The 16885-nt window shown below is 61.3% G+C and carries 15 protein-coding genes; 2 read left to right on the forward strand and 13 right to left on the reverse strand.

The window, feature by feature from the left end:
* Nucleotides 1-115 precede the first annotated feature (115 nt).
* The 9 genes from ACYVM5_RS15205 to ACYVM5_RS15245 form a co-directional block, all read right to left on the reverse strand.
* The gene (locus tag ACYVM5_RS15205; protein ID WP_460618965.1) at nucleotides 116-487 is read right to left on the reverse strand and encodes a DMT family transporter; all 372 of its coding nucleotides are present in this window, start codon (nucleotides 485-487) and stop codon (nucleotides 116-118) included.
* A complete protein-coding gene (locus tag ACYVM5_RS15210; protein WP_460618966.1) occupies nucleotides 484-1479 on the reverse strand; it encodes a sterol desaturase family protein in 996 nt (331 codons plus the stop codon). The genes ACYVM5_RS15205 and ACYVM5_RS15210 overlap by 4 nt, the downstream gene beginning before the upstream one ends.
* 147 nt (nucleotides 1480-1626) lie before the next feature.
* Nucleotides 1627-2517: an N-acetylneuraminate synthase family protein gene (locus ACYVM5_RS15215; protein WP_460618967.1), complete on the reverse strand. Its 891-nt coding sequence runs from the start codon at nucleotides 2515-2517 to the stop codon at nucleotides 1627-1629.
* Nucleotides 2518-2613: 96 nt separating this feature from the next.
* A complete protein-coding gene (locus tag ACYVM5_RS15220; protein ID WP_460618968.1) occupies nucleotides 2614-3420 on the reverse strand; it encodes a Rossmann-fold NAD(P)-binding domain-containing protein in 807 nt (268 codons plus the stop codon).
* Nucleotides 3421-3426: 6 nt separating this feature from the next.
* On the reverse strand, nucleotides 3427-4761 hold the full coding sequence (locus ACYVM5_RS15225) for a PLP-dependent aminotransferase family protein (protein ID WP_460618969.1): 1335 nt from the start codon (nucleotides 4759-4761) through the stop codon (nucleotides 3427-3429).
* A 120-nt stretch (nucleotides 4762-4881) separates the two neighbouring features.
* Complete coding sequence (locus tag ACYVM5_RS15230) at nucleotides 4882-5835, reverse strand: transketolase family protein (protein WP_460618970.1); 954 nt, start codon at nucleotides 5833-5835, stop codon at nucleotides 4882-4884.
* Nucleotides 5836-5905: 70 nt separating this feature from the next.
* Nucleotides 5906-6763: a transketolase gene (locus ACYVM5_RS15235; RefSeq protein ID WP_460618971.1), complete on the reverse strand. Its 858-nt coding sequence runs from the start codon at nucleotides 6761-6763 to the stop codon at nucleotides 5906-5908.
* 91 nt (nucleotides 6764-6854) lie between these two features.
* Nucleotides 6855-7661: a cytidylyltransferase domain-containing protein gene (locus tag ACYVM5_RS15240; protein ID WP_460618972.1), complete on the reverse strand. Its 807-nt coding sequence runs from the start codon at nucleotides 7659-7661 to the stop codon at nucleotides 6855-6857.
* Between the two features lie 127 nt (nucleotides 7662-7788).
* Nucleotides 7789-8865 (reverse strand): hypothetical protein, encoded by a 1077-nt coding sequence (locus tag ACYVM5_RS15245; RefSeq protein ID WP_460618973.1) that lies wholly within the window; start codon nucleotides 8863-8865, stop codon nucleotides 7789-7791.
* Nucleotides 8866-9266: 401 nt separating this feature from the next.
* Here ACYVM5_RS15245 and ACYVM5_RS15250 point away from each other — a divergent pair, with 401 nt between their 5' ends.
* Nucleotides 9267-9692 carry a hypothetical protein gene (locus ACYVM5_RS15250; RefSeq protein ID WP_460618974.1) on the forward strand — a complete coding sequence of 142 codons (426 nt, stop codon included), beginning with the start codon at nucleotides 9267-9269 and terminating at the stop codon, nucleotides 9690-9692.
* Between the two features lie 29 nt (nucleotides 9693-9721).
* On the opposite strand, the gene ACYVM5_RS15255 is transcribed toward ACYVM5_RS15250, so the two are convergent.
* Nucleotides 9722-11233: an OmpA family protein gene (locus tag ACYVM5_RS15255; RefSeq protein WP_460618975.1), complete on the reverse strand. Its 1512-nt coding sequence runs from the start codon at nucleotides 11231-11233 to the stop codon at nucleotides 9722-9724.
* Nucleotides 11234-11461: 228 nt separating this feature from the next.
* On the opposite strand from ACYVM5_RS15255, the gene ACYVM5_RS15260 reads away from it, so the two are divergent.
* Nucleotides 11462-12106 (forward strand): sce7726 family protein, encoded by a 645-nt coding sequence (locus tag ACYVM5_RS15260; RefSeq protein WP_460618976.1) that lies wholly within the window; start codon nucleotides 11462-11464, stop codon nucleotides 12104-12106.
* 46 nt (nucleotides 12107-12152) lie between these two features.
* On the opposite strand, the gene ACYVM5_RS15265 is transcribed toward ACYVM5_RS15260, so the two are convergent.
* The 3 genes from ACYVM5_RS15265 to ACYVM5_RS15275 form a co-directional block, all read right to left on the reverse strand.
* Nucleotides 12153-12926, reverse strand: a complete 774-nt coding sequence (locus tag ACYVM5_RS15265; protein ID WP_460618977.1) for a GDSL-type esterase/lipase family protein — start codon at nucleotides 12924-12926, stop codon at nucleotides 12153-12155.
* Nucleotides 12927-12934: 8 nt separating this feature from the next.
* Nucleotides 12935-14398, reverse strand: coding sequence for a glycoside hydrolase family 30 protein (locus ACYVM5_RS15270; RefSeq protein WP_460618978.1), 1464 nt, complete (start codon nucleotides 14396-14398; stop codon nucleotides 12935-12937).
* 213 nt (nucleotides 14399-14611) lie between these two features.
* A complete protein-coding gene (locus ACYVM5_RS15275; RefSeq protein ID WP_460618979.1) occupies nucleotides 14612-16795 on the reverse strand; it encodes an RICIN domain-containing protein in 2184 nt (727 codons plus the stop codon).
* Nucleotides 16796-16885 lie beyond the last annotated feature (90 nt).

A 16885-nucleotide genomic window follows, 5' to 3' on the forward strand; every position in this document is an offset into this window, starting at 1 on the left:
TCTTCGGTGGGGCAGTATTGGAGCGGCCGGTGGAATCGCATAGTAATTTCAGCGCACAAAAAAAGCGGCTCCTTCTGGGTAGAAAGAGCCGCTTGCAAAACGCGAAAACTACGGGCTATTCGATGCGCCGCAGCCCTAGCACGCCAATGATAATCAGGCTGGTATAAAACATGCTCTGCCAGGAAAATGGCTGCTTGAGGTACAGTACATCCACCAGCTTGATGCCTACCACGGCCAGCGCCATCCAAGCCGAATAGGCGGTGGCGGTGGGAATGGCCCGCATGGCCTGCGATAGAAACAGCACGTTGGCCAGCCCAAAGGCTACGTAGGCCAGCAGCGGCAGCACCGGCAGCAGCAGAGCCGGCTGCGTGAAACTGTGCAGCCAGGCTACTTCTTTGATGCGCTGCATATTGAGCGCCTTGAGGCTATACGTCCAACAAACCTCCATGAAAGAGGCTAAAAACAGCGAAAACCAGGGATTAATCAACGGGAGGAAGCGGCAGCGGTGGGAGTGTGAGTGGAAGCGGCCGGAGCCGGAGTCGCGCCAAAATTACCGCCTGGGCGTTGCGCCGGAATGGTTTCGGTGTACTGTTCCGGCACGGGCCAGCCGTGCAGCGGCTTCAGGGCCGGCACGCGGTCGGTCAGTTTGGTGAGCAGTCGCCCGCGAATGCCGTGGTAGGCGCGGAATAGCCGGGATTTTTTGGCCAGTTCTTCCTCATCGAAACGGGCCACGGAAAAGATGTGCTGGCTAAAATAATCCTTCGGGAAGGCGTAGGGTAATCCCCATTTCAGGGGCTTGTGGTCGGGGCGGTAGGCAGTGCCGAAAATCCAGTCCCAGAAGGCAAATTTGGTCGAGAAGTTGGCGTAGAACACTTCCTCGTGGTCGGCATGGTGCCAGAGGTGCATTTCGGGGCCATTGATGAAATACTGCAGGCGGCCCGAGCGCACGTCGACGTTGCAGTGAATCCAGATGCCCCACACGGCATCGATGCAGGCCTTAATGGGCACCACCATAGGGTCGGCCCCGAGCAGAATGATGGGCGCAAACTCAATGGTCTGGTTGATGATGATTTCGAGCGCGTGCGAGCGGGAGCCGGCCAGCCAATCCACCTGCTTGCCCGAGTGGTGCGCCTCGTGGGTGCGCCAGAACAGCGGGCTGCTGTGCTGGAAGCGGTGAAACCAGTAGATGTAGAAGTCGTGCGTAATTACGAAGAACAGCACCTGCACCCAAATGGGCCAGCCCGTCACAAAATGCAGCTTCGAGAACCCGAAATGCTGGTCGAGCGGCTGAATGATGTAGTCGAAAATAATGATTTTCAGGGCATAGCTCTGTACGAAGGTGTAGAGCACGAGGTCGGTCCAAAAGCCCTCACGGAAGAACGGCAGGCCCTTGCGGTAGGGGATGATGCGCTCCAGCGTGATAACCACGGCCACCCAAATCAGCAGAATAGCCGTGGTGATGAGTTCGACGTGATGCATGGTGTGAGGGGAAAGGTATTTAATCTGTCATCCTGAGCGCAGCGAAGGACCTTATCACGTCAGAAATAGCCTTTCGAACGTGATAAGGTCCTTCGCTGCGCTCAGGATGACAAGCGAGGGCAACTTCAGGAAGTCAACCCAAACAGGCTACTCCTGGTTCGGCGTCAGTTCGCGGCGCAGGCGGGCGCGGGGTTCCAGCTCGGAGTCGTACACGCGCTTCACGCCATCGCCGAGGCCTTCTTCCACGTCACGGATGTCGCGCACGAGCTTGGCCATGCCGCCGGGCTCTACGCTGGCGGCGTGGTCGGAACCCCACATGGCGCGGTCCAGCGTGAAGTGGCGCTCCACGAAGCTGGCGCCCAGCGTCACAGCCGCAACGGTGGTGGCCAGGCCGGTTTCGTGGCCCGAGTAGCCGATGGGCGTGCCGGGGAACATGCCTTGCAGTACGGGCACCATGCGCAGGTTCAACTCGGCGGGCGGGCAGGGGTACGACGAGGTGGAGTGCGCAATCATCAGTTTATCCAAGCCTACCCATTTCACGGCTTGGTTGATTTCATCGAGCGTGCTCATGCCGGTGCTCAGCATCAGCGGGCGGCCGGTGGCGCGCACGCGGTCGAGCAGCGGCTTGTCGGTGAGGGAGGCGGAGGCCATCTTATAAAGCACGGGCGCGAATTGCTCCATGAAATCCACCGATGGCTCGTCCCAGCACGAGGCAAACCAGTCGATGCCCAGCGCGCGGCAGTAGTCGTCGATGGCCGTATATTCGGCCTGGCCGAACTCGGTTTTGCGTTTGTAGTCGATGTAGCTCATGCGGCCCCAGGGGGTGTCGCGCTGCTTTTCCCACTGGTCTTTGGGCACGCACAACTCGGGCGTGCGCTTTTGGAACTTCACGGCGTCGCAGCCGGCCTTGGCGGCCTCGGAAATGAGCTGCTTGGCCAGGTCGAGCGAGCCGTTGTGGTTGATGCCGATTTCGGCAATGATGTAGGCCGGGTGGCCCGCGCCAATGAATCGGTTTTTGCGAATTTCAACAGCTTGCATGAGGCGTTGGTTGAGAGGTGAAAAGGTGATTGTAGCACAGGCTTCTGCTTGTGCCCGTGTGGGATGCGCGCACGTCAAGCTGCGCGCTCCAGAAGATTAGATTGCCGTCCAGCCGCCATCCACCACTAGGTTGGCCCCGGTCATGTACGCCGATGCATCCGAAGCCAGGAACACGACCGCGCCCTGATAATCGGTAGCCGTAGCCATACGCCCGAGCGGCGTTTTGGCGCTGTATTGCTTGATGAAAAACTCGTCCTGGCTGTTTTCCACGCCGCCGGGCGAAAGGGTGTTCACACGCACGCCGGCCTGGCCCCAATAGGCGGCCAGGTAGCGCGTGAAATTCACCACCGCACCCTTGGTCATGGGGTAGGAGGGTGATTTGTAGAAGGTTTGCTCGCCGGCTTCGTTGCGGTAGATGCTCTGGTCGGGGCCAACGATGCCGTAGGTGCTGGCCACGTTGATGATGCTGCCGTGGCCCTGCTGCGCCATGGGCGTACCGAAAACCTGGGCCGCCAGAAATACACCCGTCACGTTCACCTCCAGCACCTTTTGAAAAGTAGCCAGCGGGAAGTTTTCAAATTTGCTCAAATCAGCCGCCAGCGCGGGATTTTCGAACATGTCGTTGATGGCGGCATTGTTCACCAGCACGTCGATGTGGCCGAAGCGGGCCAGAATCTGGTCGCGCGCCGCGGCCAGGGATTCCGGCTTGGTCACATCAACTGATAACGACAGGTGTGGCCCGCCGCCCAGCCCGAAGGCCACGGCGGCAGCCGCTTCGGCGTTGAGGTCGGCCACGACAACGTTGGCTCCAGCTTCGGCCAGGGCCGCACAGTGCTTCTGGCCGATGAGCCCGCAGGCACCGGTGACAATGGCCGTTTTGCCCGTTAAATCGAATAAATTCATGGAGGCTTATTTGGCTTTAACCGGCGCGGCGTTGGTCACTTTGCGGAACACCGCTTCCACCGGCTCGCCGAGTAGGCGGGCGGCTACGTCACCGGCTTCAATAGCGGACTTTAGCAGCGGCAGCACCTCGCGGTAGGCGGCAAGGGTGTGGGCCACGTCGGCATCGGTGTGCGAGAAGCACATGTTGTGGAAGCCGCCCCACATGATGCCGCGCTTAAATAACTCCTGCTGCATGAAGGCCTTTATTTCCATGCCGTTGCCGGCGGAAGGGTCGAAGGTTACTATCGTGCGGCAGTCGTAGCCGTAGCACTTGGTGTACTGGCTCAGGCCCAGCTCAGCGGCAATTTCATTGTAGCCGTCCTTTAGCTTTTTGCCCTGCTCGGCGAGGCGGGCGGGCACATTCTTCTCGCGCATCTCGCTGATGGTAGCCACGGCGGCGGCCAGGCTCAGCGCTTCGCCCCCGAAGGTGGTGAAGAAGAACACATCCTGCTCAAACAGCTGCATCACATCGCGCCGGCCGGTGAGCAGCGCAATGGGCATGCCGTTGGCAAATGCCTTGGAATACACCGCCAAATCAGGGGTGATACCGAAATATTCCTGCGCGCCACCCACGGCTACGCGGAAGCCAGTCCACATCTCATCGAAGATGAGCAGCGTGCCGTTTTCCTTGCACAGCCGGGCTACTTCATGAAGGAAGTTGTCCTTGGGCGCATCGAAAATGAAGGGCTCCAGAATCACGCAGGCCACGTTTTCGTCGAGCAGCGCTTTCAGCGAGTCGAGGTTATTGTACTCGAACGCGGCCACCAAATCCTTGCTTTCCTGCGGAATGCCTTTGTCGCGGCTGGTGGTGCCGATGTACCAGTCGTGCCAGCCGTGGTAGCCGCAGCACAATACATTGTCGCGCCCGGTAAAGGCCCGCGACACGCGCACCGCTGCCGAGCACACGTCCGCGCCGGTTTTGCTGATGCGGATGCTTTCGGCGTTCGGGATAATCTCGTGAATCAGCTCCGACAGCTCCACTTCCAGCTCGTGCATCATCGAGAAGGTGATGCCGTCTTCAAGCTGGGCTTTGATGGCGTTATCAACCCGCTCGTAGGCGTAGCCCAGCGAAATCGGGCCGATACCCATCTGAAAATCAATGTACTCATTGCCGTCCACGTCCCAGATGTGGGAACCCTTGGCACGCTTCACGTACTTCGGACTCACGCCTTTGGTGTACTGGCCCGGGCCTTTGGCCAGGGTCTGGGTCACCGGCGTCATGATGCGCTGGGCGCGGGCGTATAACTCATCCGACTTCGTGATGTCGGGGTAGTTTTCGTTGAAGGAAACGGTGTTGGGCATGTTTATTTATGTCATCCTGAGCGTAGCGAAGGACCTTATCACCTTCGCGCCGGGGTTAGTAAATCTGACGAAAGCGGCCGTGATAAGATGCTTCCTTCGTCAGCATGACAGGCGATATAGTTACTCCGCGAATTGGTTTTCCAGCACGGACGGGCCTTCGGCAATGGCCGCGCCCGACTCGCCCAGGTACTCCGTGATGCGGCGGGCAATGTGGTGGCCGGTGAAGCCTTCGTACTCCAGCACGGCGCTCAGGCGGCCGGGGCGGTACCACCGCTCCTCCAGCGCCAGCGCCAGCACGCGGGCCGTGAGCTGGTTGCGCAGCAGCACCTCAGCCAGAATGGAATAGAGGCCACCGGTGATGAAATGGTCCTCCACCGTCACGATGAGGGAGCCGCGGCGCACCACATCCAGCAGGGCCGCTTCGTCAATCGGCTTAAGGCTGCGCAGGTTGATGAGGCCTACGGACTTGCCCTGGGCCTGCAGCAGCTCGCGGGCTACCAGCGTTTGCTCGAAGAGCATGCCGTAGGTGAGGATGGTGATGTCGGTGCCTTCGGCCACGATTTCGGCCTTGCCCATTTCGAAGGACGCGTGCTCGTAGGTGGCGGGGCGGGTGTTGATGCGCACGTAGGCCGGCACGGGCGAGGCCCAGATGGCGGGCAGCATGGCGAGCATGTCCTGCTCGTCGGCGGGAGCAAAAACAGTCATGCCGGGGATGCCGCGCATCAGGCTAACGTCCTCAATGGCCTGGTGGGTGGGGCCGTTGCCATCGGAAAGGAAGCCGGGCACGAAGCCGCTCAGCTTCACCGGCAGCTTGCCGATGCCCACGTCGGTGCGGATAAACTCAAAAGCCCGCAGCGTGAGGAAGGTAGCCAGCGCGTGCACCACCGGCACCCGGCCGCGCAGGGCCAGCCCGGCCGCCGCGCCGATGAGGGTTTGCTCGGTGATGCCGGTGTCGATGAAGCGCGGGCCGAGCACGGCCGGCAGGTTGCGGATGAGGGCGCGGTTTTCGGCCGTCATCACCACCAGGCGCTCATCGGCGAGGGCGGTTTCTTTGATTAGCTCTTCGTAGTTCATAAGATGTAGCGCGGACTTTGTAGTCCGCGAATGAATCGGTTACTCGCGGACTACAAAGTCCGCGCTACTATTATCGTACTGTCAGCGTTTCGCTCGTGAGCGTGGTGGCAACCTGGCTGTGCAACTCGCGCAGCAATTCCTCCACTTCCTCCGAAGAGAAATTGCAGAACCAACGGTCGGCGCGGGCTTCAATGCTGGGCAGGCCGCGCCCGCGCACCGTGTCGCAGATGATGACCGAAGGCTTCGTTTCGGAAAAGGGGAGGGCCGAAAAAGCTTCTTCTAACTGCTTGAAATCGTGGCCGTCAATCCGACGCACCTCGCAGCCAAAAGCCTCAAACTTAGGGGCCAGAGGCTCCAGCGGAATCAGGTCTTCGGTGGCCACGTTGGCCTGGAAGTGGTTGCGGTCGACAACCAGCGTCAGGTTGTTGACTTTGTGGGCGCTGGCTACCAGCAGGCTTTCCCACACGGTGCCCTCGTTCAGCTCGCCGTCGCCGGTGATGACAATAATCTTGTTGTCCTGGCCGCGCATCCGGCAATCCATGGCCACACCCAGGGCCACGCTGGGCAGGTGCCCAAGCGAACCCGAGTGGAACTCCACGCCCGGCACGTTCCGGTTGGGGTGCCAGTAAATGTGGTCGTCCGTGCTCAGGTGCTGGTCGAGGCGGGCTTTGTCGATGAAGCCGAGCTCCACGAAAGTGCCGTAGAGGGCGGGCACGTCGTGGCCCTTGCTCAGAAACAGGTAGTCGCGGGCGGGGTCCGTGAGGTTGTCGGGCCGCACGTTCAGGAAATCGGAATAGAGGTACACCAGCAAATCGGCGCAGCTCAAAGAGGCGCCGGTGAAGCAGCCGCCATCGGTGCTCAGGCGCACGATGTGCTCGCGCACACGCAGGGCCATTTTCTCTAATTCTTGGCGTTTTTGGTCGGTCATAAGTAGGGTGCGGGGCTTGCCCCCGCCCGTCGTAGAGCAAGGTTAAATAAGGAGAATAGCGCGGTAAAACGGGCGGGGACAAACCCCGTCCCTACAAGGTTCTGGTTTGAGAAGAGTCCACGGTTTGGAGTTCGTCGAGGTGGTTGCGGTACCAGTTCACGCCGGCATAGCGGGCATTAATTTGGGCGATATCGGGCCGCTTTTCGAGTAGGGCAAGAATTTCCGGCAGGCCAAATGTCGGGTTTGTGGGGTGCAGCGCGTCGTAAACGGCCTTTATGAAATTGTAGTCTTCGGGGTAGTCAATGGTCCAGCGGTGGCTCATCGAAAAGTCTTTCCCGGCATCCCATTCCACGTTGCCTATGCGGAACCGGCCAGGGTTTTCCCAGAAAAACGGCGTGGTGTGCTCGCGCTCCAACGGGCGTTTTGCTTCGCGCCAGGCCGTTTCCAGGGCCTCGATGGGCATTACTTCCACGTCGTTGCCGTCGGGGAAGGTGGCGGGGTGCAGGTTGCTCACGAAGTCGTAGCGGTCAGCGAAGTGCAGATAGAAACCCACCACTTCGTCAATCACGGCGGGGTCGATAAGCGGGCAGTCGGACGGGATTTTCAGCACCACGTCGGCCCCGTAGTGGCGGGCGGCCTGGTAGTGGCGGTCGAGCAAATCCAGCGCATCGCCCCGAAAGCATGCCAGGCCGTGGGCGGCGCATAGCTCCGCGATGGCATCATCGGCGGGGTCGGTGGTGGTGGCTACTACCACGGTGCCGGCCAGGTGGGCGCGCTGCACCCGCTGCACCATGCGCACCAGCAGGGGCTGGCCGGCCAGCGGCAGCAGCACCTTGCCCGGCAGGCGCGACGAGCCCATGCGGGCCTGCACAACGGTCAGAATCTTCGGAACGGGCATATGAAGGAAGGGAGTCGCTACCCCGTAGTCGGACGTGAAACGGAAATACGCTAAAATTTGCCGGGTAAAACGCAGGCTAACTGGTAAGCCATTGGCAAATACATTCTTAAAATAATGCCGCCGGTATCTAGCCCGCTACCGAAGAGGCCTCGGCCGCCGCTACGGTTGCGAAAGCCTCCGCATCGAGCTGCCGCAAAAACGCCGGCCCGCTGTCCGCAAAGTGGCTAAAGCCCCGGCAAATGGCCGCAATGCGCCGGGCCGAAGTGCCGCCGTTCTGCCAAGGCAACTTCCGGCGCAGGTCGTCCACGTCGAAGTAGGAATGCACCGGCTTGCCCAGCGCCAGGCCCACGTACACCACCGTCGAGTATTGGGTGATGAGCTCCACGCAGTTGGCAATCATGTGGTCGGTGTTGCCTTCGGTGAAAATGAGGGTGCCGGGCGGAGCGTGCTGCTTGATTTCGTCCACGGCGCGGGGCAACTCCTCGTTGGGGTGCAGCTTGAAAGCCAGCGGGCGGCCGGCGGCAATGCGGGCGCATTCGCGGATGAACTTGGGGCGGTTTTCTGGGGTGAAGGTTTCGCGCAGGTCGGAGGTGGCTACCAGCACGTAGCCGTGGTGCGGAAAGTCGTTGTGGCGCACCTGTTCGATGTTATCGAAGTTGGGAATGCCCGTTACTACGAGCTTGCCGGCGTCCACGCCCACGCGCTCGAAGTGCCGGGCATAGCCTTCCGAAGCCACGCAGTAGATGTCGCAGCAGTTGTTCATGCCATTCAGGGCCGTGCCGATGGCCAGGATGGGGTAGCGCGTGAAGCGTTTCACCAGCCGCGCCCACAGGTTAAGCGGGTCGGTCATGCCCTCCTGCACGAAAACGGTTTTTGTCTTTTTAATCAGCGGCCAGGGTACAATCACATCGGAGCAGCACACGATGAGGTCGTAAGTGTTGTCGAAAACGCGGGCCTCGAAATCGTTCTGCAACCCGTGCTCCGCCAGGTACTTATCGGCCTTGGCCTTGATTTTTCCGGTGACGATGGTTTTATCCAGGCCCCCGGTCCAGAGCAGGAACTTGTAGAAGGGACGCTGCCAGCCGTCGTAGTAAAGCTGGCTAAAGTAGGGGTCGAACTCGTCTTCCAGCAGCTGCGCAATCTGGTGCATCTGCGTGGTCTGGTTGGGCGAGCCGATGAGAAACAGAGCCTTTTTTCGGGACATGCAGGAAGAAAAGTTGAAGCAACCAAGCCGCCGGCGGGCTGCCCCACGGCAGGGCCGGCACGCCGCCAAGGTACAGTAGGAGGGGCGAAATAACACCCCCTTCCGCGGCTTGCGCTACCGCAACCGTTTTCAAATCTCAAAGGTTAGCAACAGCGCATTTTGCCAGCCGCGCTCCTTCGCCAGGCAGCGTTGTCATGCCGACGTGAACATAAGCGGCGCATAGTGTCAACTAAATCAGCTTTAACCGATTTGCAATGGTTGACCTTGGCCGGCCCCGTGCCAGCAACCAGCCCCACGCCCAACGCATCGAGAATGTGAAACAGCCGTACGCAGTTGAAACAAAACAATTTACGAGGCATCTTGGCTTTGAATAACTGACGCCCCACCTACTGAGTTCTGCCATGATTCTTTGCGCCCTTCCCGATGCCGACGGCAGCCGTTGCACCCTTTCGCAAGAGCCCGAGGGATGGCTGCGGGCCACCTGGCGCGGCTTCGTCGACACGCAGGAGGCCCTGCGCGGAGCCGATACCTACCTGCGCATCCTGCAGGACTTGCGCAATCCTTATCTGCTCAACGACAATGTGGCGTTGATGGGCCCGTGGTTCGATTCCATTGAGTGGCTGGAGCGCGTGTGGGTGCCGCAAGCCGCCACTATGGGCCTGCGCTACGTGGCCCACGTGGTGCAGGCCGATTCCCTGTCCGATATTCTCACCGTGCATTTCAACCACGGGGCGGCGGGCGCGTTGGAGCTCCAGATTTTTCAGCAGGTGCCCGAGGCCGAAGCCTGGCTGCGCACCTGCCAGATGGCGCCGAAAATCAGTGCCTGAATGCAGCGGCCGCAGGTGCCAGCATTTGCCTACTTACGCACCACCCGAATGCTGACGCGCCGGTTGAGGGCGCGGTTGGCGGGGGTGTTGTTGGGGCGCACGAAGTATTTGGGGCCGTAGCCTTTCGACTGCAGGCGGTTGACGTTCACTCCCATGCTGGCCAGCGTGAGCATGGCCGCCCGGGCGCGGTCTTCGCTGAGCTGGTAGTTCACCGTGGCTTCGCCAGTGCTGTCGGTATAGCCTCCGATTTTGACAATAGACCGTGGAAACGTGTTGAGAATACTGGCAATGTTGCCCAGCTGCAGCGCCGATTCGGGCGTGAGCTGGGCCTTGCCGGTTTCGAAATTGATGCGGTCGAAATTAATCCAGCCCTTGGTCCGGTTCACCGAATCGACCTGGAAAGCGGGCGAGGACAGGAAAGTGTAAAGCCGGTTTTCGGTCGAATTGGCCCCCACTTTCTGGGTGGTACCGTCGGCCAGGGTCAGCACAATGGGCTTGCCGGTATCGTAGATGTAGGTGTCCCGGTCCTGGTCGTAGCGGCCGTTGGGCTCGTTGCCGATGGCGGCCGGGCGGGTTGTTGCCGCTGGCCGAGCGGCCACATCGGTTCCGGTGACCGGAGTGCGGGCAGGCAGCACTTCAATGGGCCGGCTCACAGTGGCCGGGGCAGTCCGGGTTTCGGGCATCGTTGCTGCGGGAGCAGGAACGGTGGCCTCGGCCGGCACGGTTTCAGGGGCTGGGGCGGCGACCGTAGCGGCAGCGGGCGTCGCGGTGGTCGGTGGCGGGCTGGTTGCTTCCAGCAGATTGGTAGCCGCTACTGGCTGCGGAGCCCGGTCTGGGGTGCTGTGGCCAAAAAAATACCCCAGGCACACGGCCAGTAGCAGCAGCCCGCCCCACTGCCAGTACGGCGACAGGCCGCTGCCCGGGGCGGCCTCCGTGGCTGGTTCGGCCCAGGCGGCGGCGGGTGCGGGGGCCAGCGGTGCTGGTTGCGGAGGCTGGCGGCGCAGGCCTTGCTCGGTGGGCAGGGGCGGCGCGGCGCCAAGGGCCGGAGCCGGCAGCATGGCCGCTGCAATGGCTTCTTTCTCGGCGTGCAGCCAATAAACGAAGTCGGTGGGAGTGAAGGCTTTTTCGGTGGCGGCGTGGCCCAGCACGCCCAGCACGGCCGTGGCGGCTATTTGCAGCAGCGTGTCGCTGGCCGAGGGCCGGATGGCGGCCCCGGCGGCAATGCGGCTCACGGTGCTGCGGTAGGCGCCGTCCAGCAGGTCGAGCAGCAGGTTCACGCCTCGCTCGTAGCGGGCGGCCGGGTGCAGGTTGGCCAGCTGCTGGAGCACCTGAGCCGCGTCGGCTTCGCGCACCAGCTCCAGCAAGCCCTCGGGCGTGAGGCCGTGGCCCACTCTTTCCGACAACTCGTTCAGCACCAGCGGAACCGACTGGCTTAGCGCGTATTCGACATTGGGCGCGGCTTCGTCCAGGCGTAGGCCGAGCCGGGTAATGGTTTCACGGGTGAAGCAGTAATTAACTGATTCGGTTACAGTGTTTTTCATAATGATATAATTATTCAGAAAACTGATTAAGCCACACCATCTTCAGCCACCAAGCCACCCTCCCGCCGCGCCCGAAGCGCTGGCCCCGGCGCGCATTGATTATTACTCCGGTACAACTATTTCGCGGCTAAACAAAAATAGTAAAATTTATTTATAATGAATATTATAAATATTAAATGTAATTAAAGCTAAGCCGTTGTGCGCCGGGAAGCTACTTTTGGGGTTGCCATGAACGACCCGGAAATTCGCGCCCTGCTCTACCCGTTGTTATTGGGCGGCGTGCGCATCGATGAGCTGCCCACCGGCACCACGCGGGCCGATGTGGTGCACATCACCGAGCATTTCATGCACGGCTACGAGGTGAAAGGCGACGGCGACACCCTGCAGCGCGTGGCCAACCAGCTGCGCTGCTACGGCGAGGTATACGATTTCGTCACCTTCATCGTCACCGAAAAGCACCTGCCCAAGCTTCTGCCGCTGCTGCCCGAGTGGGTAGGCGTGCTGGTGGCCTCGGCCGGCGGGCTGCACCCGCACCGCGCCGCCGGCTACAACGCCACCGTGGAGCGTGCGCCGCTGGCCAAGCTGCTTTTACTAGAGGAAGTGAAGCAGTTTTTGCTGGCGCGGGGCCTCACGGGTGTGAGCACGCTGTGCAGCCGCGAGGTCAGCAATTTCCTGCGTACCACGCAGTTGGTGCCGCTGTCCAGCCTGGCGCAGTACGTGCGCGAGCGCCTCATTGCCCGCCTGCCCGAGCGCCTGCTCATGCGGGCCGAGCGCAAGGCCGAGCGGGAGCGGCTGCCGCCCCGCCGTAAAAAAGCCCGGCCCAAAGCCAAAAAGAAGAAGCCGACCGGGCGCAAAAAAGTCAGTGCCGCCTAGCAGCTGAAAGCTGCCGGATGACACTGGCGCATGGGTTGGAAGAGGGTTATTTCTTCTTTAAAGCAGCGGCAACCGCCTGGTTTAGCAGGGGTTCCATTACGCGGTAGCCGGTTAGGTTGGGGTGCACGCCGTCTTCGCCGTAGGCTTTTTTCAGGCCGTTCTGTTCGTCTTTCAAGGCGGTGTGCATGTCGTAGTACACGAGGTGGTGCTGGTCGGCATAGGCTTTGATTTGCTTATTGAGGGCCAGAATTTTGGGGGCGGGGTTCAGGCCCTTGCGCCACCAGAAATCGGTGCTTGGGGCCACCGCGCCCAGCACCACGCGGATGCCGTGGGCCTGCGCCAGCTCGGTCATTGTCATGACGTTGTTCATGGTGGTTTGCGGGTTGTAGAGGCCATTGTTTTCGGCCACGTCGTTGGTGCCCACCAGGATAACGACCACGGCCGGGTGCAGGTCAATCACATCGGCCCGAAAGCGGACCACTGTTTGCCCGGTGGCCTGGCCGCTGATGCCCCGCCCCACATACTCGTAGGTTTTGCCCCGGAAAAAGGCCGAATCTTCCTTCACCCAGCCCTCGGTGATGGAGTTGCCGATGATGACCACGCGGGGCCGGCCGGGCTGCGGGGCGGGCAGGCGCTGGTTGGCGGCGGCGTATTTCTCAAGGTTGGGCCAGTCGTTGTGCAGCAGGTATTCCTGGCGTTCGTGGTAGGCATCGTCGGCCGCTTTTTTGGCGGCGGCCGACGATGCGTCGGTTAGCTGCTGGGCGTGGGCAGCGGTGCTGGTGAGCAATGCCGCGAGCAACAGTAAGGATGCTGATTTCATGGCAGGAATTAATTAACTACCAGTGTCATAATGGAATGAGCGGCGGCGGTGGTTTTGGTCCCTTGGCCGCGCATCCAGAGCTGGAATTCCTCGGGCTTGTCGGTCTGGTTCATCACCACCACGGCCACGCTGCCGTCGGGGTTGCGGTAGGCGGTGGTTTGCAGGGCATCGCGGTTGGAAGATGCGCTGATGCGCTTGGCGCCGGGCCGGATGAACTTCGAGAAGTGGCCGATGTAGTAGTAGGCGTTGGTGTAGATGAGCTTGCCGGTTTTGGTGTCGGCAATGACGGGAGCGAAGCAAAAGTTGCCGACGTGGTTGGGGCCGCCGGTTTCGTCGAGCAGCACGTTCCAGTCGGTCCAGCCCACGGTGCCGGCGTTGAAGTCGCCAATCATCGAGTTGCCGTATTTCTCACCCAGCGCCCAGTCATCGACTTTGGCCAGGTCGAATTTCTCCTTGCAGCCTTCGGTGAAAATGAGGTTGGTGTTGGGGAAGGCCTCTTTCACGCGCTTCTCGTTCTCGAAAAGCATGCTGCTGCCGGTCCAGGTTTCGTACCAGTGGTAGCCGATGCCCCAAACATATTTGGCGGCCTCGGGGTCATCCAGCACGGTGCTGGCGCGCTGAAATAGCAGGTCGCGGTTGTGGTCCCAGGCAATGAGCTTTTTCGAGCCCAGCCCGCCCTTGGCCAGCGTGGGGCCGAGGTAGCCCTTGATGAAATCCCGCTCCTCCTCGCCAGTGTAGATGCACGACTCCCAAGTTTGGGTGGCCATGGGCTCGTTCTGTACCGTGAGGCCCCAGATGGGGATGCCCAGCTGCTCATAGGTCTTGATGAATTTCACGTAATAATCGGCCCAGGCCTGGCGGTATTGGGGCAGGAGCTTGCCGCCGTGCAGCATGTCGCCGGTGGTTTTCATCCAGCCGGGCGGGCTCCAGGGGCTCACGTACATCGTAAGCTTGCCGCCGGCCGCTGCTATCACCTGCTTGATGAAGGGGATGCGGAACTGCTCGTCGTGCTTCACGCTGAAGGTTTTCAGCGCCTCGTCCTTGTCGGCCACGTAGGTGTAGCTGCCACTCGAAAAGTCGGAGCTGTGGATGCTGGTGCGGCCCAGCGTGTAGCCGATGCCACCCGTGGGGCTGTAATAGGCCTTGAGAAACTCCTGCTGCTGTGGTTTCGGCAGCTTGGCAAAGGTTTCGGCCGAGGCATCGGTGAGCGCCCCGCCAATGCCGAGCATGGTCTGGAATGAGTGGCCGGGGTCGACGAATACGCAGACCTGGGTTTCCACGGGCTGCGCGGCGGGCGCAAACTTGAGGTCGCCGCCGGCCGCCAGGCGCTGGCTGCTACCCTGCACGGTAGCGAAAACGTGGGCCGTTTTGCCGGCCGCCGAGTAGGCGGCAGTTGCCGCTTTTTGCGCGGCAACAGGGCCGAGGCCCAGCGTCGAGAGGAATAGGAAGGACAGGAATTTCTGATTCATCATGAGTGGGAGTGGTGGGTTGTAGGATGCGGAGCACCCTGCAAGGAAGTTTGGTAGAAAATCTGGTCTAAAGGTGGGGGATATTTGAGGTAGAGACGCAACATTTTGCGTCTCGTCGGCCGCGCCGTTCGAGTGTCGTATGGGCTTCGTTCGCACGTATCGCTCAACGACGAGACGCAAAATATTGCGTCTCTACCTCAAATAGCTGCTGTTCCATTAGCGAGCAATGACAACCCGCTGGCTCAGCGGGCCGGCGGCAGTGCGCACTTTGAGCACGTACAGGCCGGGCGTGGCGGTGGCCGCGTCGAGGCTGATATGGTTGAGGCCAGCCTTGACGGACACGGCAGGCGGGGCCAGGGCCACTCGGCCCAGCACGTCCATGAACTGCACTTGCAGGTTCTCGGCGGTTTCGGCGGTGTAGTCGAAGGTTAGTTCTTGATTGATGGTGGTAGGGTACACTTGCAAGCGGGCAGCGGCGGCTGGCCCGGCTGCGGCCAGAGCCGTGAGGGCAGCCGGGCCCTGGTCCGAAAACCACCAGCGCTGGTTGTCGGCCCCGGTCCAGTCCCACTGCTGGGCGTTGGCCCCGTCGGCCTGCGAGGCGCCGGCCACGTCGAGGGCTTTGTTGCTATATTTGTTGAGGATGCGGTAGGTGCCGTCGCTCTGGCGCTGCACCAGCCAAGCCTGGCTGTCGTTGCTGGACCAGTCCCACTGCTGGGCCAGGGCCCCGTTGGCGGTACTGGGGCCGGGCACGTCCAGCGACTTGTTGCTGAAGACGTTGACCAAACGAACGAAGCCATTACCCATGTCCACCGGCTTCCATTTCTGGTTGCTGCCGGTGGCCCAGGTGCGCTGCTGCGCCTGCCCGCCGTTGCTAGTCGAAGAACCCATGATTTCAAGGGCCTTTCCGCTGTGCTTGGCGCTGATTTCGTAGATGCGGCCCAGCGTGATGTCGCTGGTGTTCCACTTGTAGGTGGCCAGCGCGCCGGCCGGCAGCGTGTAGTTAAACGACTGACTATTCCAGCTCACCTTGAAGGTATTGGAGGAGTTGCTGTTGTTCAGGGCGATGAGGACTTTGGAACCGTCGGGGTTGCGGAAGGCCACGGTTTCGATGCCGCCGGCCACCGAGTTGGAGCCCACGCGCACCGCGCCGGGGTCCACAAACTTGCTGGCGTGGGCCAGGGCGTAGTATTCCACGTTGCGCGTCACGGCCCCGGTGCTGCTGTTGATGGTGACCACGCCGCGGCAGTTGGTGCAGCCGCCGTTGGTGGGGCCGTTGTTCTGGTCGAGGGCCAGGTTCCACTCCAGGGCACTTTTGGCCCAGTTGCGGGTAGTGCCGATGATGATGTTGGAGGCGTGCCACTTCAAATCGCCGGCGAAGCTGGAGCCCGCCGTGCCCGAAATCTCCGTGAACCAAATGTCCTCGGCCGGGTAGGCGTTGTGAGTGGTGCTCTGGCCGCTCACGCTGCCCGCATAGCCGTGGAAGGCCGAACCGGCCGCGTACTGCGCCGCCGTGGCATCGGCAAAAACGGTGTTGGGATAGGTGGGCTGGTCCCAGTTGTGGTCGTACACAATGAGCTTGGTGCTCAGCCCCGCCGACTGAAACGCCGGCCCGATGTTGTTCTTCAGAAAGGCCAGCTGGTTGCCGGCATCCATCCGCATCGACATGTAGGAAGCCGCAAACAGCGGCTCGTTTTGCAGCGTCACGGCGTAGATGGGCAGGCCCTGGGCGGCGTAGGCCTGCACGTACTTCACGAAGTAGTTGGCGTAGGCTTGGTAGTAGGCCGTATTGAGGAAGTGGCCGTTGCGCAGCTCGTACACGCCGCCTGCGGTGGGCTCCTTCATCCAGGCCGGGGCGCTCCACGGGGTGCCCAGGATTTTCAGGCTGCTGTTTTTGGCTCGCGCGGCTTGCAGCATCGGCACCAAATCCACCAGGTCGTTGGCAATGCTGAAGCTGCCCAGACCCACGTCGGTCTGGCCTTGGGGCCGGTCGTCGTAGGTGAAATCGCCCTGCGCCGAAAAATCCGACCCGCCCATGGTGTGCCGCAAAAAGCTCAGGTGAATGCCGCTGGCGCCGAACAGGTCGTTCAGCAGGGCGTCGCGCTGGGCGGCGCTCATTTTCTGGTTCAGCAGGTAGGCCGATGCGCCGGTCATGGAAGCCCCGAAACCGTCGATGGTTTGGTAGGTCTGGCTTTCATCCACGTTGATGGTGGTGCCGGTGGCGGGCGTACTGGCGCTGAAACTGATGCCGGCCTGGGCCTGCAGAAGTTTGGTTTGGTCGCCGGTGGTGAGCCACACGCTCACGGGCTCGTTGGCCTGCGTGTGGGCCGGTCGGAAGGCCATGATGGGCAGCAAAATGCCGGCGGCAACGAGGGCAGAAACAGGTCGGTAAAGCTTTTTCATGAATTGTGGGAATTTGGAGTTGGAGAGAAATTCAGGAGAAAAAAGCCGGTGAAAAAGACCTGTTGCACACAGCATGGGCCAGCCCGGAAT

It is taken from the genome of Hymenobacter ruber, from assembly GCF_054783255.1.